This window comes from Peribacillus sp. P4_B1 (assembly GCF_056402395.1).
Genome location: NZ_JBFUHM010000027.1, coordinates 40,435 through 63,905, shown reverse-complemented (window position 1 = coordinate 63,905; position 23,471 = coordinate 40,435). Strand labels below are relative to the sequence as shown.

At 39.7% G+C, this 23,471-nt stretch carries 20 protein-coding genes, 2 pseudogenes and 1 other annotated feature; of the genes and pseudogenes, 13 read left to right on the top strand and 9 right to left on the bottom strand.

Going from position 1 to position 23,471, the window contains the following annotated elements; genetic code table 11:
• A pseudogene (locus tag AC1DVK_RS16205) lies at nucleotides 1–184 on the bottom strand (hypothetical protein); the annotation flags it as partial.
• 199 nt (nucleotides 185–383) lie between these two features.
• Between AC1DVK_RS16205 and AC1DVK_RS16200 the strand changes: the two are divergent.
• The 3 genes and pseudogenes from AC1DVK_RS16200 to AC1DVK_RS16190 all read left to right on the top strand — a co-directional run.
• Nucleotides 384–713, top strand: a pseudogene (locus AC1DVK_RS16200) (thioredoxin family protein); the annotation flags it as partial.
• Between the two features lie 175 nt (nucleotides 714–888).
• Nucleotides 889–1,395, top strand: a complete 507-nt coding sequence (locus AC1DVK_RS16195) for an RrF2 family transcriptional regulator (RefSeq protein WP_089362741.1) — start codon at nucleotides 889–891, stop codon at nucleotides 1,393–1,395.
• Between the two features lie 2 nt (nucleotides 1,396–1,397).
• Entirely contained in the window at nucleotides 1,398–4,247 is a 2,850-nt protein-coding gene (locus tag AC1DVK_RS16190; protein ID WP_477626913.1) for a YhgE/Pip family protein, read from the top strand.
• 46 nt (nucleotides 4,248–4,293) lie between these two features.
• Here AC1DVK_RS16190 and AC1DVK_RS16185 read toward each other — a convergent pair whose 3' ends face one another.
• The 4 genes from AC1DVK_RS16185 to AC1DVK_RS16170 form a co-directional block, all read right to left on the bottom strand.
• A complete protein-coding gene (locus tag AC1DVK_RS16185) occupies nucleotides 4,294–4,665 on the bottom strand; it encodes an ArsR/SmtB family transcription factor (RefSeq protein WP_061465208.1) in 372 nt (123 codons plus the stop codon).
• Nucleotides 4,666–5,094 carry an SRPBCC family protein gene (locus tag AC1DVK_RS16180; protein WP_477626910.1) on the bottom strand — a complete coding sequence of 143 codons (429 nt, stop codon included), beginning with the start codon at nucleotides 5,092–5,094 and terminating at the stop codon, nucleotides 4,666–4,668.
• 149 nt (nucleotides 5,095–5,243) lie between these two features.
• Complete coding sequence (locus tag AC1DVK_RS16175; RefSeq protein ID WP_477626909.1) at nucleotides 5,244–5,687, bottom strand: DUF6376 family protein; 444 nt, start codon at nucleotides 5,685–5,687, stop codon at nucleotides 5,244–5,246.
• A gap of 30 nt (nucleotides 5,688–5,717) precedes the next feature.
• Complete coding sequence (locus AC1DVK_RS16170) at nucleotides 5,718–6,323, bottom strand: protein kinase family protein (RefSeq protein WP_477626912.1); 606 nt, start codon at nucleotides 6,321–6,323, stop codon at nucleotides 5,718–5,720.
• Between the two features lie 585 nt (nucleotides 6,324–6,908).
• Here AC1DVK_RS16170 and AC1DVK_RS16165 point away from each other — a divergent pair.
• Entirely contained in the window at nucleotides 6,909–10,253 is a 3,345-nt protein-coding gene (locus AC1DVK_RS16165; RefSeq protein ID WP_477626908.1) for an SH3 domain-containing protein, read from the top strand.
• 109 nt (nucleotides 10,254–10,362) lie between these two features.
• Here AC1DVK_RS16165 and AC1DVK_RS16160 read toward each other — a convergent pair whose 3' ends face one another.
• On the bottom strand, nucleotides 10,363–10,797 hold the full coding sequence (locus AC1DVK_RS16160) for an Rrf2 family transcriptional regulator (protein ID WP_061465201.1): 435 nt from the start codon (nucleotides 10,795–10,797) through the stop codon (nucleotides 10,363–10,365).
• A gap of 337 nt (nucleotides 10,798–11,134) precedes the next feature.
• Here AC1DVK_RS16160 and AC1DVK_RS16155 point away from each other — a divergent pair, with 337 nt between their 5' ends.
• From AC1DVK_RS16155 to galE, 6 genes are all read left to right on the top strand, one after another.
• Nucleotides 11,135–11,830, top strand: a complete 696-nt coding sequence (locus AC1DVK_RS16155) for a DsbA family protein (protein WP_318686760.1) — start codon at nucleotides 11,135–11,137, stop codon at nucleotides 11,828–11,830.
• 3 nt (nucleotides 11,831–11,833) lie between these two features.
• The gene (locus AC1DVK_RS16150; protein WP_477626907.1) at nucleotides 11,834–12,244 is read left to right on the top strand and encodes a disulfide oxidoreductase; all 411 of its coding nucleotides are present in this window, start codon (nucleotides 11,834–11,836) and stop codon (nucleotides 12,242–12,244) included.
• Between the two features lie 317 nt (nucleotides 12,245–12,561).
• The gene (locus AC1DVK_RS16145) at nucleotides 12,562–13,203 is read left to right on the top strand and encodes an NAD(P)-dependent oxidoreductase (RefSeq protein ID WP_477626906.1); all 642 of its coding nucleotides are present in this window, start codon (nucleotides 12,562–12,564) and stop codon (nucleotides 13,201–13,203) included.
• A 305-nt stretch (nucleotides 13,204–13,508) separates the two neighbouring features.
• Nucleotides 13,509–15,251, top strand: coding sequence for a phospho-sugar mutase (locus AC1DVK_RS16140; RefSeq protein ID WP_477626905.1), 1,743 nt, complete (start codon nucleotides 13,509–13,511; stop codon nucleotides 15,249–15,251).
• A 342-nt stretch (nucleotides 15,252–15,593) separates the two neighbouring features.
• The gene (gene galU / locus AC1DVK_RS16135; RefSeq protein ID WP_089362753.1) at nucleotides 15,594–16,481 is read left to right on the top strand and encodes a UTP--glucose-1-phosphate uridylyltransferase GalU; all 888 of its coding nucleotides are present in this window, start codon (nucleotides 15,594–15,596) and stop codon (nucleotides 16,479–16,481) included.
• Between the two features lie 228 nt (nucleotides 16,482–16,709).
• The gene (gene galE, locus AC1DVK_RS16130) at nucleotides 16,710–17,681 is read left to right on the top strand and encodes a UDP-glucose 4-epimerase GalE (RefSeq protein WP_477626904.1); all 972 of its coding nucleotides are present in this window, start codon (nucleotides 16,710–16,712) and stop codon (nucleotides 17,679–17,681) included.
• 283 nt (nucleotides 17,682–17,964) lie between these two features.
• On the opposite strand, the gene AC1DVK_RS16125 is transcribed toward galE, so the two are convergent.
• From AC1DVK_RS16125 to AC1DVK_RS16115, 3 genes are all read right to left on the bottom strand, one after another.
• A complete protein-coding gene (locus tag AC1DVK_RS16125) occupies nucleotides 17,965–18,786 on the bottom strand; it encodes an ATP-grasp domain-containing protein (RefSeq protein WP_377384871.1) in 822 nt (273 codons plus the stop codon).
• A gap of 67 nt (nucleotides 18,787–18,853) precedes the next feature.
• Nucleotides 18,854–19,104 (bottom strand) — a binding site (T-box leader).
• Nucleotides 19,105–19,415: 311 nt separating this feature from the next.
• Nucleotides 19,416–20,135: a pentapeptide repeat-containing protein gene (locus tag AC1DVK_RS16120; protein WP_477626903.1), complete on the bottom strand. Its 720-nt coding sequence runs from the start codon at nucleotides 20,133–20,135 to the stop codon at nucleotides 19,416–19,418.
• Between the two features lie 16 nt (nucleotides 20,136–20,151).
• Nucleotides 20,152–20,430: a PadR family transcriptional regulator gene (locus tag AC1DVK_RS16115; protein ID WP_375166274.1), complete on the bottom strand. Its 279-nt coding sequence runs from the start codon at nucleotides 20,428–20,430 to the stop codon at nucleotides 20,152–20,154.
• Nucleotides 20,431–20,833: 403 nt separating this feature from the next.
• On the opposite strand from AC1DVK_RS16115, the gene AC1DVK_RS16110 reads away from it, so the two are divergent.
• The 3 genes from AC1DVK_RS16110 (at nucleotide 20,834) to AC1DVK_RS16100 (ending at nucleotide 23,444) form a co-directional block, all read left to right on the top strand.
• Nucleotides 20,834–21,457, top strand: coding sequence for a class I SAM-dependent methyltransferase (locus tag AC1DVK_RS16110; protein WP_477626902.1), 624 nt, complete (start codon nucleotides 20,834–20,836; stop codon nucleotides 21,455–21,457).
• Nucleotides 21,458–21,794: 337 nt separating this feature from the next.
• Nucleotides 21,795–22,478, top strand: coding sequence for a class I SAM-dependent methyltransferase (locus AC1DVK_RS16105; RefSeq protein WP_317778216.1), 684 nt, complete (start codon nucleotides 21,795–21,797; stop codon nucleotides 22,476–22,478).
• Nucleotides 22,479–22,739: 261 nt separating this feature from the next.
• A complete protein-coding gene (locus AC1DVK_RS16100) occupies nucleotides 22,740–23,444 on the top strand; it encodes a class I SAM-dependent methyltransferase (RefSeq protein ID WP_477626901.1) in 705 nt (234 codons plus the stop codon).
• Nucleotides 23,445–23,471: the final 27 nt, after the last annotated feature.

Genomic DNA, 23,471 nt, shown 5'->3' with positions numbered 1-23,471 from the left:
CTATGTTGCTATTTACCAGGTAGTGAGTTGTGGTTGATTTCCCCTCCAGATGCTCGCTTTCCTTGGTGCGGGCGGTGAGCCTCCTCGGCGTAAACGCCTGTGGGGTCTCACCTGTCCCGCTGCTCCCGCAGGAGTCTCGCACTTCCGCTCCAATCAACCTTAAATAGTTTCGTTTTAAAAACAACAATCTTTACGAAAAGAGCCTAAAGAAAAAACTATGGGCAAACTGGCTTTTCTTAAAATTTTTGACCAAAGGGGGTTCGGAAGTGTCTCACCCCGAACCAGATCGAGGATAAACCGTTTGTACTGTGAAGGAATTAATTATATATTAATCCTTGAGTACATTTATTCATGGATGAAAGTATGATGATGATAAGAAAAGTTCGGAGGGGACAATCATGAAAAATATTAATACTGAACAAGAATACCGTGAACAAATTAAACAAGAGGGACTGACAGTCGGGATTTTTACGACTACATGGTGTCCAGACTGCAAACGTTTAGACATGTTCATTGATGAGATCACCCAAGAACATCAAGACAAACAGTGGTTTACAATCGATCGTGACGAGTATCCAGAGATTTCAGAAGAGCAGACCGTGATGGGAATTCCATCTTTATTGGTTTTTAAAAATGGAGAAAAGATTGCACATTTGCACAGTGCGAATGCTAAAACCCCAGAGGCAGTCAATGAATTTCTAAATGATCTATAAAAGTTGTTGTAAAGGTGAACCCCTTATTATGCTGTAATAAGGGGTTCACCTTTTTTTAGGAATTTTTTTCTAAAAATAACTTGATTTCTTAGATGAAACAGGGTTTAATTATAGATACCGAATATCCATTATGGATATGAAACATCCACTTAACTATTTGAAGAGGTGAACTGAATTGCAATTAACTAAAGGGGTCGAGCAAGCAATATGCATCATTGTTATACTCTCAACCCAGGATAAAAATGTACCGCTTTCGTCTAATGAGATCAGCAGGCGGTTAGAGGTTTCTCCTTCTTATTTGAAAAAAATCATAAGGAAATTGGTCTGTAAGGGGATAATCACTTCCGTTCCTGGTAATAATGGCGGCCTTTCTCTTGCCAAAAGTGCAGATAAGATTAAAAACCTTGAAATTATTGAAGCGATGGAAGGCCCCATTTCGATGTTTCCAGATACAGGACTTATAGAAAAAGCGTTTAAAGATGGAGAGTATGCAGAAAAGGGCATGGATGTTCTTCGGCGAATGTTTTCTCAGGCGGATGAACTTTTAATGGAGTTCTTTTCCAGCCAAACAGTGGCAGATTTGCTTAAAGAAAGCTTTGGCAACACGGACATACCGACTCTTAATTGGAGTTCGGGGTCATTGAGTGAATTAATGCGTGAAAAGAAGGGTGAAAAAGAGTGAACATGCTTAAACAAGAATGGAAGCTTTTACTTACAAATCCAAAACTGATCGGTGTCGCAATCGTTTTACTGTTCGTTCCGATTATTTATGGAGGGTTATTCCTTAGTTCTGCTTGGAATCCATACGGGAATACGGGTAAATTGCCTGTTGCAGTCGTGAATAATGATGTGAAGGCGGAGTATGAGGGTAAAACCTTAACTGTCGGTAATGAGCTAATCGAGCAATTAAAGGACAATGATGATTTAGAATGGCATTTCGTAACGGAAAAAGCGGCGAAAAAAGGATTCAAAGATGGTACATATTATATGGTTGTTACCATTCCAGAGGACTTTTCAAAAAATGCTTCAACCGTCCTGGATGATAAGCCTAAGAAAATGAATTTAACATATGATGTGAATCCTGGACGCAGTTTCGTTTCGGAAACGGTCGGAAAACAGGCAGCGAATAACCTGAAAACGGAAATTGCTGAAAGTGTCACAAAAGAATATGCGGAAGCGATCTTCTCACAACTGGATGAAATCGGAGATGGATTCGGTGATGCAGCAGATGGGGCATCAAAACTGGATGAAGGTGCTGAAAAACTGCATGATGGAAACAAAGAAGTGACAGAGAATCTGAATAAATTAGCTTCCAGTACATTAACTTTTAAAGAGGGAGCGAATAAACTTCAAATTGGTGTTGGCGAGTTTTTGGAAGGAGCCAATAAACTTGAAAGTGGCGCTTCGGAATTGAATAAGGGAATATCACAATACACTTCTGGTGTCGGTCAGTTGCAAAAGGGTGCGAACGAACTCGCATCAGGTACAGGGGAATTAACAAATAATAGTAAAGCACTTATACAAGGTTCTTCCCAACTTTCCACTGGGCTGGCCGAAGTGGTTCCAGGAGCCCAAACTTTAAATACTGGATTAGCACAAGCGCAAACAGGCAGTGCGAATTTGAATGATGGGTTGAATCAATTATCGCAAAATGCAAGGCAGCTGACGGACCAATCTACAGGAATCCCAAAAATGGCAGCAGGTCAGCAGAGTTTAAATGAGGGAATCATTAAACTGGCTGAAGGAAGCGGGGCGTTAAATGCCGGCCTGAAAAAGATGGATGGCCAATTGCCCGCAGAAGAACAGCTGAGTCAGCTTAAGCAAGGACTGTCAAGCATTCAAAGCGGTGTGAATCAATTGCAAAAAGCGGTCCCAGCAGGAAGCAGCACGTCCGGTACCGTATCTGGCATTACTGAAGATCTCAATAAAAGCCAAGCAGCTTTAACGGAACTTCAATCAACGATTGCGAATAATGGACAAAGCACAATCAATACCGTTCAAAACACTGAAGCATACAAAAGTATGACCAGTGAACAACAATCCGAATTAATTGGAGCCATTCAAAATGAACTTCAAATACAAGCGGGAGCACAAAAACAAATTGCATCGAATCTTGCTGCAAGTGTATCCGACTTATCAACGCAATTAACGAATAAAGTAATGCCAGTATTGAATGGATTAGGCCAACTTCCAGAACAGGTGGCCAATTTAAATAATGCGGTGAATAAAGTTAATCCAAACGCCGTTTCAGCGTTAAATGGGTATACGGCAATAAGGAACTCATTGGAAGAACAATTGATTCCTGGTGCAAGCCAATTAAATACCGGCATGAATGAAGCCGTTAAAGGCAGCAATCAATTAACGGCGGCAACCGATAGTTTAAATGAACGGACACCAGAACTAGTGAATGGGATCAATCAGTTAGCACAAGGCGGTTCTTCGTTAAACAATGGTTTATCAAAACTAACTGAGGGATCTGGTCAACTGGTTGATGGAGTTTCACAACTTCAGGCAGGGTCATCCTCCTTTGGCAATGGTCTTGAGAAGTATGCGTTTGGTGTTAGCCAAGTTGGCGAAGGGGCAAATAAACTTGCTAATGGGGCGAATGAGCTGAATGCAAACTCAGGTTCCTTGAAAGATGGTTCATCAGCACTTGTTAAAGGCACTGAACAATTGGCAAGCAATTTACCAACTTTAAGCAATGGAGTCATTCAACTTGCTGATGGAGCAGGTAAAATCAATAAAGGTTCATCAGCACTTGCTGAAGGTTCAAATAAATTGGGCGATGGAATCTCCTCTCTAAAAGATGGAACAGGCGAACTTTCGGAAAAACTGAGTAATGGTGCAGAAGAAATAAATGAAAATGAAACAACAGATGATAATTACAGCATGATTGCTGAACCGGCACAGGTTAAAGAACAAAAAAGCAGTAACGTGCCTAATTATGGTCATGCCCTAGCTCCTTATGTATTGTCTCTTGGGTTATTTGTAGGAGCTATTGCCTTCAACATGGGATTCCCGACAGGCAAGGCATCTACAAGACCTACATCTGGAGTGGCATGGTGGTTCAGTAAATTCACGGTCCTATTTATCCAAGCAACGCTTTCAGCATTAGTGTTGGATGCGATTATGATTTGGGGAATGGACTTACAGGTCGAGAACATGGGGCAATTCATAGGGGTTTCCATTTTGACTTCACTTACCTTCATGTTCATCGTTACCTTCCTGACCGTAGGATTTGGAAATCCAGGTCGTTTAATAGCGATGATATTCCTTGTACTACAGCTAGGTGCAAGCGGAGGAATGTTCCCTGTGGAACTGACCAATAACTTCTTCAGTCATGTTCACCCGTTCATACCAATGACATACTCTGTCATGGGCTTCCGTCAGGCGATGAGTACGAGCCTTGGAGTGGATGCATTGACAACGAGTATCGTGTTCCTTACTGGATGCATCATTTTCTTCAATCTACTACTATTGCTAACGATGGTCATCCGGAAGCGCAAAGAACACAATGTGGAGATGGATGCATAAACTAATGAAAAAAGCCCCCGGTGCAATGCGCCGGGGGTTATCTTCATTATGATGGTTCATCTGTGTCCTTTTCTTTATCGATGACTTTCAATCCATTCTCCCCTGAATTTTCAATCACATGTTTAAGGATGGATAATTTGTTATCCCAGAATTGATCATAAAAGGAAAGCCACTGTTTCAATTCCGCTAAAGGTTCTGGCTGAAGTCGAAAGCGTTTCTCTCTGCCTACCTTCCGGCCACTGACCAATTCAGCTTCAGAAAGGATATGAAGATGCTTGGCAATCGCTGTCCGGCTCATGGAAAAGTGAGAAGTGATTTCTGAAATGGGTAAATCCCCTTCAGCAAGCAATTGCAGGACCTTACGGCGGGTTGGGTCGGCGATAGCCTGAAATACATCATGCTTTTCTGCTGCAGACACTTAGCCCTCAACAACCTTTTTAAGTTTTGCATGAACGAGCTGTTCCCAGCCATGATCCATTCTCTCGCGAATCACTGAGCTCTTTTCATTCGGTTTCGGAAGAATCGTATCAGGCTCTTTCCAACCACCATGAATAAGGGTGAACTCCGTTTTGCCATCCAGTTCTTTTAAAATGAAGGAAATGAACCAACCGTCCGTATCCCAACTGAATGAAAGACGATGAGGAGCATCTAACTCCGTTACCTTACAAGGAGATGGACCAAAAGGTGATTGCACATGGAACTCATGTCCCACTTTCGGTTGAAAATCATTTGGCATGAACCATGAAGCTATGCCCTCTGCAGTCGAAACTGTATCCCAAACTTTTTGGATAGGTGCTTCAAGAATAACTGTCTTCTTGATATCCTGTAGTGTATGTTGATTTTCCATACTGATTCTCCTTTGTCATTGAAAAATATGAAACCAATTGGTTTCGCTTTATTGATTATATAAAACCTTTTGGTTTCATGTCAATGATTTGTTTCGAGCCATTCTCCTTATTCCTGAAATCAGGAATAAGGATTAAGGAAGCAGACTGCTTAATTACCCAATTCTTCAATTTGTTTTGCCAGCTCTGTTAAATTATCGATTGATTTCATTACCTCTGAATCTTCCAATGCCTTAGGGTCGATTTGGCCACTTTCAATATTATTCAAGTATAATTCAATTCCATCTGAAAGCTGTTGATTTGAGCTGACGATTTTCTCATGGATGCCTTCAGCGATTTGGGGTGGTTCAGTTGGATTGAAGTCTTCGATCTCCGTTTTCATCAATTGCAATTCTTTTTCAAGATTTTCCCTTGCTTCGGCATTCGTGACGGCATCTTGTGCCAATGCGGACACCTCATTGGCAAAATCCTTAACGGTATTAATATATCCCGTCGCATTATCCGCATACTCCAATGATGAATTGACTTCTCCCAAAAGCGAACAGCCGCTTAATATAAGGAAGGACAGAAAAACAATGGTCATTCTTTTTTTCATATATGCCTCCATTTGTTTTTATGGTGATGATCAGATGGGCAAGAATCTCTTTTTATAAATCGCTGCAATGGAATTCAGTATGAAGCCAGGGATTTTCTTCGGAAAAAATGACTTCGAATATAAAAGGTGAAAAGCACTTTTCAGGTCATGCCACTGATTACATGATTTCACTTGTTTAAACCTTGCAACGTCAATGATCTTCACCTTCATTTCGGAAGTGATGAAGATGTTTCGTAAATGGATATCCGAAGGATTCAATCCCTCTTTCCTTGCTAATTGTAAGGCATGGTCAATCTCCTCGATGTTTTTTTCCGTTATCGGGATTCCTAATGTTAAACATTCAAAAAGAGTGTTGCCTTCGATGTGATCTATAACCAGGTAATTTCCCCCCGCATCATATAGTGTTGGATAGTAATTGATGGCTTGAACGGTTTTGTATATTTCAGCTTCAACTTTTGCTGTGTGAGTATGGTCCGGGAAAAACACTTTTAGGGCTTTATTGGTGGAATGAATTCGGAATACATAAGCGCTTCGGCCTTTTCCGATAAGTGATAAAGATTGGTCGGCATCAAGCAATATATGCTTTTTATCATCGGAAATCTTAACGCTTTGAGCTAATTCATAATAGTTCTGCATACTTTTCACCTCTATTGTGAATTTTTTTCGAATCAAAAAAAGACGGTATAACCGATTGTTGGTTATACCGTCTTTTAAAAATTAAAAGACCTCACCAAATAATCGGCAAGGTCTTGCAAACAACTAAGATCAGTTGCCAATAAAGCCGAGGATTAAATCCTGTATTGACGACTTTATTGTATAGCTACTCCCCTTAACAGAAGGATTCATATAAGTATATATAGTGAGTATATAGATTATTGCCTCAATCCGTCAAATATTCGGATTGTATGCTTACCCTTTATGTATATTCGGTATATTCAGGAAGATGTTCGTCCCCATAAATTAATTAACTGAATAAATATTTCAATATACTTTATTTCGACGACAAACTTGTGCATCCTCTTAGAAACTTAGGAAATGAATTTTCGTTGCAAATATGTCTATTAGTTTACTATTTTGTTACAAATTCATCGATCCCTCTATAGATTTAAAGGAATATGGTATGTTTTTAATGAATGAGGATAAATACCTATAACATAATACTTATTTTAACCGATATTTAAATAAATGTTAAAAATATAATTCTTTAGTAGGGAGAATGAGATGAAGAAATTAATTTTACCAACTTTCTGTTTTGCAGTGTTGTCTACAGTTGCTTTCGAAGAAAAAATATCTGCAGCTCCACTACATGCAGAACAGGCCAATATTGAAACAGGTGTCATGTTCGTCCATGTAAATTCCGGCTCGCTCAATATGAGAAAAACAGGTACTGAAAGTGCAAGCGTAGTCGCCAAGCTGGCAAAAGGCACACAGGTAACGGTGTATTCGGAATCCAAAGGCTGGGCGAAGATCAGAGCCAATGGAAAAGATGGATATGTCAGTACCAATTATTTATCGGCAACGAAGCCAGGAACTTTAACTAAAGCAGCAGTAGCCATTAAAACGACAACGAAATATGTGAATGTCAGCACGGGCTCACTTAATATGCGAAAAAGTGGTATAGAAAGTGCAAGCGTAGTCGCCAAGCTGGCAAAAGGTACACAGGTAACGGTGTATTCGGAATCCAAAGGCTGGGCGAAAATTAAAGCCAATGGAAAAGACGGATATGTCAGTACCAAGTATTTATCGACGACAAAACCTGGTACGGTAACCAAAGCTGCAGCAACCGTTAAAACGACAACAAAATATGTGAATGTCAGTACAGGTTCACTTAATATGCGAAAAAGCGGAACGGAAAGTGCCAGTATAGTCGCAAAGCTGACAAGGGGCACACAAGTGACGGTGTACTCGGAATCCAAAGGCTGGGCGAAAATTAAAGCCAATGGAATAGATGGATATGTCAGTACCAAGTATCTATCGACGACAAAACCTGGAACGGTAACCAAAGCTGCGGAAACCGTTAAAACGACAACGAAATATGTGAAGGTCAGTACAGGTTCACTTAATATGCGAAAAAGCGGTATAGAAAGTGCAAGCGTAGTCGCAAAGCTGACAAGGGGCACACAGGTAACGGTGTATTCGGAATCCAAAGGCTGGGCGAAAATTAAAGCCAACGGAAAAGACGGATATGTCAATACCAAGTATCTGTCTGCTGCAAAGCCAGGATCGGGAACCACAATAGCCACACCTCAAAAAACGACAACAAAATATGTGAATGTCAGTACAGGTTCACTTAATATGCGAAAAAGCGGAACGGAAAGTGCGAGCATAGTCGCGAAGCTTTCAAAAGGAACGAAAGTGACGGTGTATTCGGAATCCAAAGGATGGGCGAAAATTAAAGCCAATGGAATAGATGGGTATGTCAGTACTGACTATCTTTCAACAACGAAGCCAGGAACGGCTCCCAATCCAATCATACCTGAAAAAACGACGACGAAATATGTAAATGTAAGCTCAGGTTCCCTCAATATGCGAAAAAGCGGAACGGAAAGTGCCAGTATAGTCGCAAAGCTGACAAGGGGCACACAAGTGACGGTGTACTCGGAATCCAAAGGCTGGGCGAAAATTAAAGCCAATGGAATAGATGGGTATGTCAGTACTGACTATCTTTCAACAACGAAGCCAGGAACGGCTCCCAATCCAATCATACCTGAAAAAACGACGACGAAATATGTAAATGTAAGCTCAGGTTCCCTCAATATGCGAAAAAGCGGAACGGAAAGTGCCAGTATAGTCGCGAAGCTTTCAAAAGGAACGAAAGTGACGGTGTATTCGGAATCCAAAGGCTGGGCGAAGATCAAGGCCAATGGAATAGATGGGTATGTCAGTACTGACTATCTTTCAACAACGAAGCCAGGAACGGCTCCCAATCCAATCATACCTGAAAAAACGACGACGAAATATGTAAATGTAAGCTCTGGTTCTCTCAATATGCGAAAAAGCGGAACGGAAAGTGCGAGCATAGTCGCGAAGCTTTCAAAAGGAACGAAAGTGACGGTGTATTCGGAATCCAAAGGCTGGGCGAAAATCAAGGCCAATGGAATAGATGGGTATGTAAGTACTAACTATCTTTCAACAACGAAGCCAGGAACGGCTCCCAATCCAATCATACCTGAAAAAACGACGACGAAATATGTAAATGTAAGCTCAGGTTCTCTGAATATGCGGAATAAACCGTCAGAAAGTGCTTCCATCATTGTGAAATTGGCCAAGGGTGCAGAGGTAGAAGTCATCTCGGAATCAAATGGCTGGTCAAAAATTATAGCGTATGGCGGAGAAGGTTACGTCAGTACGCAATATCTATCAGAAACGAAGCCTGGTTCTGTACCGGAAAGCCCGGATCCGAATCCAGACGAAGAAGAAACCACGTTAGTTAAATATGTAAATGTGAATGATGGCTCCAGTCTGAATATGCGCTCTTCTGCATCAGCTTCCGCTTCGATTATTGCCAAGCTTGTAAACAATACGGCCGTAAATGTATATTCTGAGTCTAATGGCTGGTCAAGAGTCACAGCTAATGGAAAAACGGGATATGTAAGCACGCAATATTTAACAGCCAAAGCGCCGGAAGTTCCAGGGAGTTCTAATGGATCGATAATCAGGATCGATAAAGAGTACAATCTTTCGATGGACAAGATGGTTGAAATCCAAATGGCCGTGAATGGTCAAACGGATAAAACGTATAAAACCTACATACGAGAGGATGGGTTAACGTTAATCAATCCAACAAAAGGTACGGTAAAAGGAACTGGATGGCGTGTCAGGGGCGGAGCTGGATCTAATTATTGGGTAGTCGGTGCTGTCAGCAATTATCAATCATTGAATATCAAATCAAAAGTCATGGGCGCTGACGGATACTATTGGTATGAGGTGGATTATAACAAGACATGGGTAAATGCCAGCCCGGAAGATATAGAATATAATCTCAATCCGGATAATTTTGTGAATGATCCAGTCAAATCGTTCCAGTTCGTTAAGCTCTCCCAAGTCACCAACATGAACGTTTCTGAAGTGAATGATAGAATCCTTTCAGGTAAAGGGATTTTACAAGGCCAAGCTGCAACCTTCACTTCGGCAGGGGAAAAGTATGGGGTGAATGAAATCTACCTGATTTCACATGCTTTGCTGGAAACCGGGAATGGCACTTCACCGTTGGCGACTGGAGTTAAGGTGAACGGGAAAACGGTCTATAATATGTATGGAGTGGGGGCTTTTGACGGAACAGCGTTAAGCAGCGGCGCTCAATACGCATATAATGCAGGCTGGTTCACTCCGGAAGCGGCCATCATAGGCGGAGCCGAATTTATCGCCAAAGGATATATCTCTGCTGGACAGGACACGCTATACAAAATGAGATGGAATCCTATAGCTGCAGAGAAATATGGATATGCTACACACCAGTATGCTACTGACATTGGCTGGGCAACAAAACAAGTGAAACAGATTTATAATTTGTATAGTTTATTAGATTCCTATAAATTGACGATTGAAGTTCCTAAGTACAAATAAGGAAGAAGCAAAAAACACAGAGACCGACTCATGTGTTTTTTGCTTTTAAAACCAACTTCCCGCTCGAAAAACGCTTCATATCGACGAAAAGGATAAAATGAAGCATTGATTATTTCATTTTATCCTTTTCTAAAATATCCTTAACGACATCCTCGATCGTTACCACTCCCAATGCCTTTTCCAAGGCAAGTTCAGCAACTGAAAAGATGGGTTCTATCGTATTTTGTATATTTCTTCCAACAGTGCATGCTGGATTAGGATTTTCATGGATTCCAAATAACTCTTTATCGGATACAACGTTAACAGCCTGGTAAACATCAAGTAAAGTAATATCCGATAATTCCTTGGCCAATGTCGCTCCGGCAATACCTGGACGAACGTTGACTAAACCTGCACTCTTCAGCATGCCGGTGATTTTTCTGATTAATGCTGGGTTGGTGTTTACACTTTTTGCAATAAAATCAGAAGTGTTAACGCCTTCTTTATTTATTTCTAAAAGAGATAATATATGGATTCCTACGGAAAAGCGGGTACTGATGGACATCTCTTTTTTCTCTCCTTTAAAATCTCTATTCTTATATAGTATAAATTATTTAACATGTAATTCAAGTAGTTACAAGTTATAATTGAGGGTGCAAGAATAATATTTATCCATTAACCTTTACCCTGTCAAGTAACGCCGTTAAGAAGAAGCAAAAATAAAAGGTATGTGTAATTGACAAACATCATAGTGAAACTTATATTATTACGTGTAAATGAATCAGTTACAGGTGAGAGGCATATAGGAAGGGGGAACTGAAATCGGCCTTAATGGTGCTTATAGGTGTCCATTATGGCTGTTTAAGGAATTTCTAAACAACTACAACAGATGGAGGTATATGATGGCTAATAAAAAAAAGGGTAATCCAAAACAATCTTCAGCATTCATGTTTTGGATCATAGGGTTAATCGCTGTAATCATTATTGGCTTTATATTTTTAGCGAATGGGAAAGACAAAGATACAGATACCGCTGTATCTGAAATGGATTATAAATCACAGCCCTATTTGGGAGAAAAATCGGCCCCTGTTCAAATTGTGGAATTTGGTGATTATAAATGTCCAGTGTGTAAGACATTCGAGGAGAAGTTCTTTCCTTCTATACAAAGTGAATTGATTGATACTGGAAAAGCACAATTTTATTTCATGAATTATTCGTTCATTAACGTCGATTCAATTAGATCCGCTAAATTTGCGGAAAGTGTTTATCAAGAATTAGGAAATGATACCTTTTGGAAATTTCATGAGCTGTTGTACGATAAGCAGCCAGATGACCCGAAATATGAAAAGGAAGATGTGTTTACGGACAAATTCCTAGAAGATACATTGAAAGAAATCGCAAATGACAAAGATGTGAAAAAGGTCGTTTCCTCTTTTAAAGCCGGTAATTCTGAGGACCAATGGAATAAGGATATGAAGATTGCCGACGAATTAGGCGTTTCTGGAACACCTTCCTTATTCGTTAATGGCAAGAAGTTTGAAGGAAATACAATCGATGATTTAGTGAAAATGGTTGATGATGCAGCGAAGGAGAAATAGTTGATGAACAAGCCATTATTATTTTCGTGGATCCTATCAATCATTGCCACTGCTGGAAGTCTCTATTTTAGTGAGGTTCTCCATTATGTACCTTGTACCTTTTGTTGGTATCAAAGGATCTTGATGTACCCGCTCGTTATTTTATTGGGCCGTGCCTTTTATGAGCAGGACCTGAAAATCCATCGGTACATACTCCCATTATCGATTTTGGGCATGTTGGTTTCAGGGTATCACTATAGTCTGCAAAAAATTCCAGCACTACAGCATTTCGAAATGTGCCAAAGTGGTGTTCCTTGCTCCGGTGAGTATATTAATTGGTTAGGCTTCATCACGATTCCGTTTTTGGMTTTTATTGCTTTTACTCTCATTACTATCTGTATGGGACTGCTAATGCGGAAGAACCGCCATATTTGAAAAAAGCACCATTCTTTGTCAACTCTACAGGGAATGGTGCTTTTTTTATCATCGAAAACCGGAATATATCAACGAAAACCGGAATATATCATCGAAAACCGGAATATATCATCGAAAACCGGAATATATCATCGAAAACCGGAATATATCATCGAAAATCGAAACTTACCAATCGTAATGACTCATAAGACTAAAAGGCAGGATAAAATATATTTGACAAATCAGTGACTTGTAACCTATATTATTACATGTAAGCAATCGAGTTACAATTAAGGATTCAATTAAGGGTTCAAAAACGATATAGGAGGAATTTGAAAATGAAAATAGGTATTATTGGTGCGAGCGGAAAAGCTGGAAGTATGATTTTAAAAGAAGGATTGACTAGGGGACATGAAGTTACTGCTATTGTCAGGGATCAAGCCAAACTCCAAATTCAAGGAGCATCCGTACAGGAAAAAGACCTATTCGATCTGAAAGCTGAAGATATTAAAGCATTTGATGTGGTAGTGAATGCCTTTGGTGCTGCACCAGGGAAAGAACATCTGCATGTCGATGCAGGAAAAATCTTAATTGATGCCATGAAAGGGGCTCCTCAAACTAAACTGATCGTTGTTGGCGGAGCTGGAAGCCTTTTCGTTGACGAGGCGAAAACGATACGTGTACTGGAAACACCTGAATTCCCGAAAGAATACTTTGCAACAGCATCTAATCAATCCAAGAACCTTGAGGATTTAAATAATGCCACTGGAATCCAATGGACGTTCATCAGTCCTTCAGCCTTCTTTGATCCGCAAGGAAATAGAACAGGTGAGTATAAACTGGGTAAAGACAACCTTCTTGTAAACTCAAAAGGTGAAAGTTATGTAAGCTATGCCGATTTTGCGGTTGCAGTACTTGATGAAATAGAAAACCCGCAACACATCAATCAACGTTTTACAGTTGTTGCCGAAGCTGAATAATTTGTTTGTAAGGTGATCCATTATAGTGGACATCAGCCCCTGTCTTAAGGAGGGGCTGATGTCCAAGATCACCGAATCCATCGCCATCCCCTGATTATTGCCTCCATTCAAATTCAATTGATTATCCATCCCTAACAAACCTTTTTATGTTTTAAAATATTGACTGATATCCATTTATTGCTGATAATATAGTGAAGAAAGTCCTATGAATGGCTTTTTTTTTATTTCAGTGATAACTGTTAGTCTTTAGCAGAACATCTAGATTTCCCAACAGGGAACCAGAAAGAAAGAAGGACAATGTGAAAATGGATTATAAATGTTCTTACCACTCATGGGTGAATTTCGAAGCCCTTGATGAGGAAATGAAGTCATTACTAAACAAGATGCAAGATGATGAAAAACATATTGAAGATGCGTTTTATAAGAACTTGGAATTTGGCACAGGCGGTATGCGCGGGGAAATTGGGGCAGGTACCAATCGAATGAATCTTTATACAGTCCGCAAAGCAACATTGGGATTAGCCCATTATCTGCAATCGATGGGTGATGAAGCAAAACGCAGAGGTGTCGCGATTGCCTACGATTCACGTTTTAAATCACCTGAATTTGCCTTGGAAGCAGCCAAGACCTTGGCTACTGAAGGGATCAAGGCTTATCTATTCGATGAGCTAAGACCAACGCCGGAGTTATCCTTTGCCGTTCGAGAACTGAATGCCTATGCTGGGATCGTTATCACGGCAAGTCATAATCCCCCTGAGTATAATGGCTATAAAGTGTACGGACCAGATGGTGCCCAGCTTCCTCCGGCTACTGCTGATAAAGTGATTGAATTCGTGAATGCGATTGAAAATGAACTTGCCATTTCGGTAAAAGATGAAGTGGCATTGAAAGCACAGGGCCTCATTGAGATTGTCGGAGAGGAAATCGATGCCGCTTATAATGAAAAGTTGCTTACTGTGCCCGAAAACAGAAATCTAAGCGAAGAAGTTGATGTGACAGTAGTATTCACACCACTTCATGGCACAGCAAATAAGTCGGTTAGGCGGGCTTTAAAAGATCTGGGATACGATAAGGTACATGTTGTTAAAGAGCAGGAATTGCCTGATCCCAATTTTTCGACAGTCAAATCACCGAACCCTGAAGAACATGCAGCATTTGAAATGGCCATTGAATTAGGAAATGAGGTATCGGCGGACCTGTTGATCGCAACAGATCCGGATGCAGATCGGCTCGGTATCGCCGTTAAAAATAAGAATGGCGAATATGTAGTGCTTACAGGTAACCAAACTGGTGCACTAATATTGGATTATCTTTTAAAAGAAAAGAAATCGAAACGCACTTTACCTCCCAATGGAGTTGTCTTAAAAACGATAGTGACTTCTGAAATAGGCCGCAGGATCGCAAATGAATATGGCTTAGGGACCGTTGATGTATTAACGGGTTTTAAATTCATCGCTGAAAAGATCAACGAATATGAGAAAAACGGTAAGCACACATTCTTATTCGGGTATGAAGAAAGTTATGGCTATTTAATCAAGGATTTTGCCCGTGATAAAGATGCGATCCAAGCTGCCGTTCTTGCGGTGGAAGTGTGTGCCTACTATAAAAAGCAGGGCATGGACCTATATGAAGGTTTGCTAAATATATTTGAAAAGTACGGATATTACCTGGAGGGACTCCAGTCATTGACCTTAAAGGGGATCGAAGGCGCTGGGCAGATTCAAGGGATACTGAATCAATTCCGTGAGGATTCTCCAAAGCAAATAGCCGGAAAAGCTGTAACTGTGCAGGAGGATTATCAAAGCGGCATGAAGCTGACGGTGGGCACCGATAAGGAAGAAGTCATTGATTTACCTAAATCAAATGTAATTAAGTACTTCCTTGAGGATGGCACATGGGTATGCTTACGGCCATCTGGGACAGAACCTAAAATCAAATTCTATTTCGGAATCCAAGGTGAAACGATGGAAGAAGCCGAGCTGAAGTTGAACCTAGTCATGAATGCTTTCATGGAAAAAATTAATGGGATGATCAATAGTACTAAATAAGTCAGTCTTTGGACCTGACAGCCGTATAATCAAGAAAATAAGGCCTTTTCCTGATATTCATTCGGGAAAGGGCCATGTTTACTTTATCAGACGTTCCGTTCCAAGCTAGAGACGGTGAATAGTGTCAATTTATGTGTCTAAACAGTTGTAGATGAAAGATTTACCCAATAAGTTTTAAATTATGAAGAAATTGGTATATAATAAATAGGATATAAAAAGTATTGAATATACAAACATTTTAACAAAAAACCAGACTATGTTACTATTAATATGGTGATTAAGAAAAAACTGTAAATTTTATGGGTTTAATTTTTAAAGTTGATATGGAGGAGTAACAAGAGTATGAAAAAAGTAAAAAAGGCTATAATTCCTGCAGCTGGATTGGGAACTAGATTTTTGCCTGCTACGAAGGCAATGCCAAAAGAAATGCTGCCAATAGTGGACAAACCAACTATTCAATATATTATAGAAGAAGCCGTGAAAGCGGGAATCGAAGATATTATCATTGTCACGGGAAAGAATAAACGTGCGATAGAAGATCATTTTGATAATGCATACGAACTAGAAAATAACTTGAGGGAAAAAGGGAAATTCGATTTATTGGAGAAGGTACAATACCCATCGAATTTAGCTAATATCCACTACATTAGGCAAAAAGAACCGAGAGGCCTTGGACATGCTGTTTGGTGTGCACGTAACTTTATTGGTGATGAGCCATTTGCAGTCCTTTTAGGCGATGACATCGTTCAAAGCGATGTGCCATCACTACGTCAATTAATCAACGAATATGATGCGACAGGTTCGTCCATCATTGGAGTGCAGCCAGTAAATGAGAATGAAACACATAGATACGGCATCATTGACCCGCTTACTCAAGAAGGCAGAAGATACGAAGTGAACCGATTCGTTGAAAAGCCAGAACAAGGAACGGCACCATCCAATTTAGCCATCATGGGAAGATACATACTAACACCGGAAATATTTGATTTCTTAGCTAAGCAGGAAACAGGGGCTGGCGGTGAAATCCAGTTAACGGATGCGATCCAAAAACTGAATGAAATCCAAAAAGTCTTCGCTTACGATTTTGAAGGAAAACGTTATGATGTAGGAGTTGTTGATGGCTTTGTGAAAACGACAATTGAATTTGCCCTTCAACGTCCTGATTTAAGAGACGACATTATAAAAGAAATGGAAAATATCCTCAAGATGCATAAAGCAGGAATCAGATAGACCATTTTAAATAGAGAAAACACCTATGTGATACTATCCCCTTTAGGTAGAGAGTGTACTAAGATCACGAACAATTTTGGATTGTACACGACTACCTGGAGGGGATTATTATGGCTAAAAGGGCTAAAGTGTGCGATCCAGGGACGCCCAATTCTTAAGACGCGTGAGGTTTGTTGGGAGAACTTATAACGTAAAGAAGTCAGTTTAAAAAGAAAGGGTAAATATTATATGATTTTGGTCGTTGGCGGTGCAGGCTATATTGGAAGTCATCTTGTAAAAGAGTTAGTGAATACAGAAGAGGTTGTCATTCTGGATAATCTCTCAACCGGTTTTCCTTCACTGGTCGATTCGAAGGCCATCTTGGTAGAAGGGAATTTAGGAGACGAAGCGGTCTTGAATGAAATATTCCTTAAATATCCCATTAAAGCTGTAATGCACTTTGCTGCTAATAGCTTGGTAGGTGAGTCTGTCCAAGACCCTTATAAATACTATGATAATAATGTTGGTGCAACTCTTACATTAGTGAATACCATGCTCAAGCATGATGTAAGGAATTTCATTTTTTCATCAACGGCAGCTACTTACGGTATACCAAATGTGGATATGATTGATGAAGATCAGCCAACTGATCCGATTAATCCATATGGCCGCTCGAAATTGATGGTGGAGCAAATCTTAAGTGACTTTGCAAATGCATATGGACTCCACTATGTCGTTTTACGTTACTTTAATGCGGCTGGAGCACATGTTTCGGCAGAAATCGGTGAAAGTCATGATCCTGAAACACATCTGATTCCTATTATTTTACAGCATTTATTAGGTCAACGAGAGAAGATTTCCGTATTTGGCACAGACTATGACACGAAAGATGGCACTTGCATTCGTGATTATATTCATGTAACGGACTTAGCCAAAGCTCATATAATCGCGCTTCAAGCCCTATTGTCCGGGAAGAAGGATACGGCCATCTACAATCTTGGGAATGGAAAAGGATTTTCGGTTAAAGATGTAATCGACACTTGTGAAAAGGTCACAGGAGTGAAGCCGACCATAGAGTATGCAGACCGTCGCCCTGGAGATCCAACCCGTCTGGTTGCTTCAGCTAATAAGATATATGAAGAACTTGGATGGAAAGCATCAATAGATTTGGAAGAGATTATTGAAAGTGCATGGAAATGGCATAAATCTCAGATAGTTTAACAATTAAAAGTCGTTTCAGGCTGTAGACAAACTCGAAGAAAAGCGAGTTTGCCTGCAGTTTTTTTAGTTGAAAATCGTTCCATTTGATTTCGGCCGCCGACTGTCTGCCAAGCCTCACCAAAGCACGCGTCTGTGGGATCTCGGCTAGCCAGTTTTTCGACCTCCCGCGCAGTTTATTCGACCGCGCAACCCAGTTATTCGACCTAACTCAAATTTTATTCGTCCGTTCACGAATTTTTGCGACAGTCTGAAACGACTTAATTAAAAGTCTTTCTTTGTTATTCTAAGCTTGAAGAGCTTTCTGTATTGATTTTTTCATCGCTTTTACAAAGTTCTGACGGGTCTCATCAGTTAATTCCAGCAAGGAAAGATAGGGATTTAAATCTTCCAGTTCAACCAATAAAAGTTCACCTTGCTCATTCCGGCATGCATCAACTCGTTGAATCCCCCAATCAAGATTATTCCATTCAATAAATTGCTGAGCAAAGGCTAAATCTTTTTCTGTTGGTGTATATTCCTTTAATTCCCATCTTTTCTCTTTGTCTGGTGCATAAAGAGCATACTGAAATTCCTTATCGATAAAATAAAATGAAACCTCATACTCAAAGTTGATAAAAGGTTGTACCAATAGGTTCTTTGATTCTGAATCGATTTTATCTCCCAATTCATCTTTCGTGACAAATTCCAAACCGATGGAATCTGCACCATCTTTGGGCTTCACTATGTACAATGCTACATTAGGAAGTTTATTTAAAGAATCAAGGGTATCGATAGTTGGAATGACAGGAAATTGGGCATTCGTCAGTTCAATTAAGTATTCTTTCCCGTTCATATCAGCCTTTCCAATAAATGAATTGTAAGTTTTCAAACCAGTAGCCGCTCTATTGCGGAATGCTTGATACTTATCTTTAAAATTTGCTACTGGACCAGCATTTCGAAATACAATTAGGTCAAAGTCCTTTTCAAATGTTTCAGTGTCTTCAGGGTGACAAATGACCAATTGAAAATCTTCCCTAAGTTCCGAAGTAAGGAACAAATCCTCCTCATAATAATTTCTTCCTTTTGCTTCATAGTATAAATCTGTTACGAATAATAGTGTCTGCATTAGACCTTCACCTGCTTTGCCTTTATTTTCATTGATTTAACTGGATTAAAACAAAAATCCCGTCTCATTAAGAGACGAGATTCGGAACTCGCGGTACCACTCTTGTTTAATGGAATGCTTAGAAAGCACATGCTGCCCTTTACAAACATAATTGTATGTTGTCCCTTATAACGGAGGAAACCGGTAAAGCTTACTAAAGGTTCGGCTTTACTTCTCAGAGATGATCTTCGGTTATTATCTGGACACTGGCTTTCAGCAAAGCACCAGCTCTCTTTGGAACAGAAACTATAACGTACTCTTTCTCTTCATGGAATGTTAAATAAAATTAGGTTAATTTGAGTTATTGTATAATAGTCAGAAAATAAAATCAATTGGTTTTTACCAGCAAGGAAAATGGTCATTTCTCTTAATATAGGATAATTGTTACTTCTATACTTAAATTCATGGATTTAAATTGAAAACGTAAAAACCCTGTGCTAAGACGTGTATTGTCTTAGCACAGGGTTCTTTAATCAATCATTCCCCCATGCTCATTCCTTTTAAAACGACCGCAGTCAAAAATACGGTCACGCAAATGATTGAGGTGGATACGACAATCGCAATCGGTAACGTCATTGGAAATCCCTCCTTTAGATGATGGTCACGCTGCTAAGATCAACCTTCGCTCCATTTAAAAAGTTGTAAGTAAGTTTATCCATCGATGCTCCAGTAAAGTCGATTTTCTTTAAATCGGACATCCGGAATTGAACATTGATGAGTGTGGCATCACGAAATGATGCCTTTTTCAATGAAGAACCCTCGAAAATGGTTTGGTTGAATGTTTCCCCATCAAATGTAAGACCAGATAAATTACAGCCTTTAAAATGGGTCTTATTATAAATGCTGTTCTTGAAAGTTACGCCTTTTAAATTCGCGCTTTTAAATAGGGTGCTCGTTAAATTGACGTTTTCAAAGATGCATTTATTTAAGTTACTGCTTTTAAAGGTGCTGTTCGTCAGGTCGGAATGGCTGAAATCAGAGCGGCTTAAATCACAGGAATTGAATTTCCCGTCATGCACGGAAACCGAACGAAAGTCGGAATCCAATAAGCGATGTCTGGAATAGTCCATGTTTACCGCCTRCTCAAGCTCACTATAGTGAAGATTGAGTGAGTCCATGAGTTCTGATACTTCTCCAATTGAATCCACAGTCAGCTTATATGCTTCCTGCTCACTAGAGCCATTCTTTTTATGGTCATTGTATTTTTCGAGTAAGTTTTGCAGCAGTTCTTCTTCCAATTCATTTGCTGTTTTTGCATTTTTGTACGGTGCAAAAATGCCATGAACATGTGCCTGCAGTTTTTCAATCACATTTCATCTTCCTTTCTTACAAGAGGCGTTCAAGTATTTGCTTGGCAAGTTCCCAATCATTTTTATTTTGCGTATATGTGTCTTCCCCGATGGGGGTGATTTTGTAATATTTCCTTCTTCCGCCTTGTGAAGCATCTCCCCAATAAGAGATGATGCATCCGTCCTTTTCTAGACGTTTTAAACTGGAATACATAGTCGCTTCCTTTAATTCATATTGCTCATTTGAACTCATATATATCAGTTTGCTGATTTCATAACCGTATTTATCGCCACTTTGCAGGAGTTTTAGAATCATCGTATCTACATGTCCGCGAAGCAGGTCAGAGGATAGCTGTCGTTGAACCAAATCCTCACCTCCTGTGGTATATCTTATAATGTATTACTATGACAGTCAAGGTAATTTATTAAAATGGTTGCAGGTGTAAGGTCTGTGTTTAAAAAGGTATGGCCTTTAGATTTAGAGGGTTGTTCATTATGGAAAGAAATACAGGGAAACCTAATGTCGGACACGGCAGGAGCAATCTTATGATGATTTAAGGAAGAAAACCAATAGTGGGAACAGTTTTTAGAGATATGGCATACCTGACCGTTATCGTGGAAGGAAACATCGCATTCTGAATGAACTTTACATATCCGCTTGGAAGGGATTCCGTATGCTTTATAGAAGAAGTATGTAAGAGGCCGGGGAGGTATGGATGTTGAATAATTCGTGGAATAAAGTAATTTATAAGGTTTGGTCTCCAATATATGACAAAACCTTCAGTGCCCTCTTTTTAAAAGCCAGGAAAAGTATATTTGAAGAGATATCATTTCATGACAATGCAAAGGTTCTGTTTGTGGGCGTAGGAACGGGTGCCGATTTAGAGTTGATTAAGCACCTTGACCTTGAGATAACGGCGATCGACCTTTCGGCTGATATGCTAAAAAAGGCGATGGTTAAATATGGGGATAGACCGATCACTTTCCTGGAGATGGATGCACAGCATATGGAATTCGATAATGAATCGTTTGACTATATAGTTGGAAGTTTGGTCCTTTCCGTCGTACCTGATGCAAATGAATGTCTTAAGGAAATGATCAGGGTTTTAAAAGGCGAGGGGAAAATAATCATATTCGATAAGTTTATCTCTAAAGATGAACGGCTTTCATTACCCAAAAAGCTTTTGAGACCCATCATTAGATTTTTAGGTACAGATATTGGCTTGAGGTTTGAAGACTTGTTCAGTAGACATGAAAAAAAGATGAAAATGGAAGAAAATCGATCGATCATGCTGAATGGAATGTATAGAAAGATAATTATCAGTAAACGGAGGGAAGAGTAAAGACCCAAAAGGTGTGAAAATCATTCTGAAAAATGGAAGGGCTCAACGAAGTTTATTTTCTTCATCATGGTTTATAACCTTATATTATTTTAAATAGATGTATAGAACGGAAAATCCCAATTAAGTCTTCCTTGGTTTTTCTAATCGTCGTTATTACATCCTTTATCAGTATGCAAATGATTGGCCATGATTATATCTTTTCAATGCTTACTGCCAATAGCATGATTTTAACCCTATTATTATTTTCTTGGAGATATCGAGAACTGCTGGTGATAGAGAGGTAGTTGTGGATTCTCTTAATCGGCTGGGATATTTTTTTCATCTAAGGGGGATATATTTGTTTGTCAGTCTTGCCATTTTGATTGTTATAGTTATGGCTGCCAAAGTGATGGTAAAGAACAATAATATTGAGGAAGCTGGTGGAGGCATGTTTCAGAAGTGGATTGGGAGTCAATTGAAAAATCCGAAAGGCCCTCTCTCCAAATGGGTGGGCAGGTATATGGAGAGAGGGAACCATACTATAAATGATTGGACAATTGGCTTATTGAATAGTAATGGAAACGAAAAAATTCTGGAAGTCGGAATGGGAAATGGCTCCACATTAACTAGATTGGCTCAAGTGAATATTCTTGGCAGAAATTATGGTGTCGATATTTCCGAAAAGATGGTCAAAGAAGCAATGAGGAGGAATAGGAAGTATCTGTACGATGGGGTGGTGGATATACAGGTAGCCAATATTGAAAGCTTACCTTTTAGAAATGACTTTTTTGATAAAGTATTCACCGTCCATACCATTTATTTTTGGGATGATATTGATCAAGGCATATGTGAAGCATACCGAGTGTTAAAACCGCATGGAATGTTATTTTTATCTAAAACCAATATGGAAATGATGGAGCAAACGAAGGACTTTAAACTGTATTCAATCCAGGAGATAGAAAGTAGCTTGGTACAATGCGGATTCAAGGACATCAGGATACATAATAGAGATGAGTTTTATTGTTTGGCAGCTAAAAAATAGAACCTGTCCGTAATGTTGATAATGGGGTGTTTCTATCAAGGAGCGTAAGTATGGGAGCACCGTTGTCCATCATTTCTTGCCTTTCTAATGGATATTGAGCTGATCAACGGTTATTAAGTAATGTTGGATTATCAATCAGAGGGCAGTTTGAGTGCGACTTTGCTAGCTTTACGTCATATGTAACGATGCAGCTGTTACATGGCCGCCGGGCGAAATCGGTATAATTAAATTGTGGGATATAATGGGAAGAGGTGATGGGTTTTGTCGGAGACGATTACAACCTATGAAGATCTATTGAACATGCTTGATTCGTTATTGCGTGAGCCAACTGCATTCTGGAATGGTTTTTATGAAGACCGGGAAAAGGGGGTTCCCTTTTTCGGAAATCTCCCTGATGAGAATTTGGTTCAATACTTTGATAGTGAGCTGCTTGGGTCTGGAAAGGTACTTGAGCTTGGATGCGGTCCTGGAAGAAATGCTATTTACCTTGCTCAAAAGGGCTGTTCTGTTGATGCGGTTGATCTTTCAAAGGAAGCCCTGGAATGGGGAAAAGAACGAGCGGCAGAAAAGAAAGTCCAAGTGAACTTCATTCAAAGGAATATATTTGAGTTGGAAATTGAGGAAGGGCGATATGACTTCGTATATGATTCAGGTTGTTTTCATCATATCGCACCACATCGAAGGATCAATTATTTGGAGATGGTGAAAAAGGCGTTAAGGCCTAAGGGATTGTATTCGCTTACTTGTTTTATAGAAGGCGGCATATTAGGTGGTGCCGACATCTCGGATTGGGAGGTATATAGGCAAAGAAGCCTTAAAGGCGGATTAGGTTTTACTGAAGAAAAACTTAGAATGATTTTCAAGGAATTTGAAGTGGTGGAAATACGTAAAATGAGGAAAAAGGAAGAATCTGATGGAACCTTTGGGGTGAAAGGTTTATGGACGGCTTTATTTATGAAAAAGTAATGATCACTAGATGGGTGAAACGGTGAT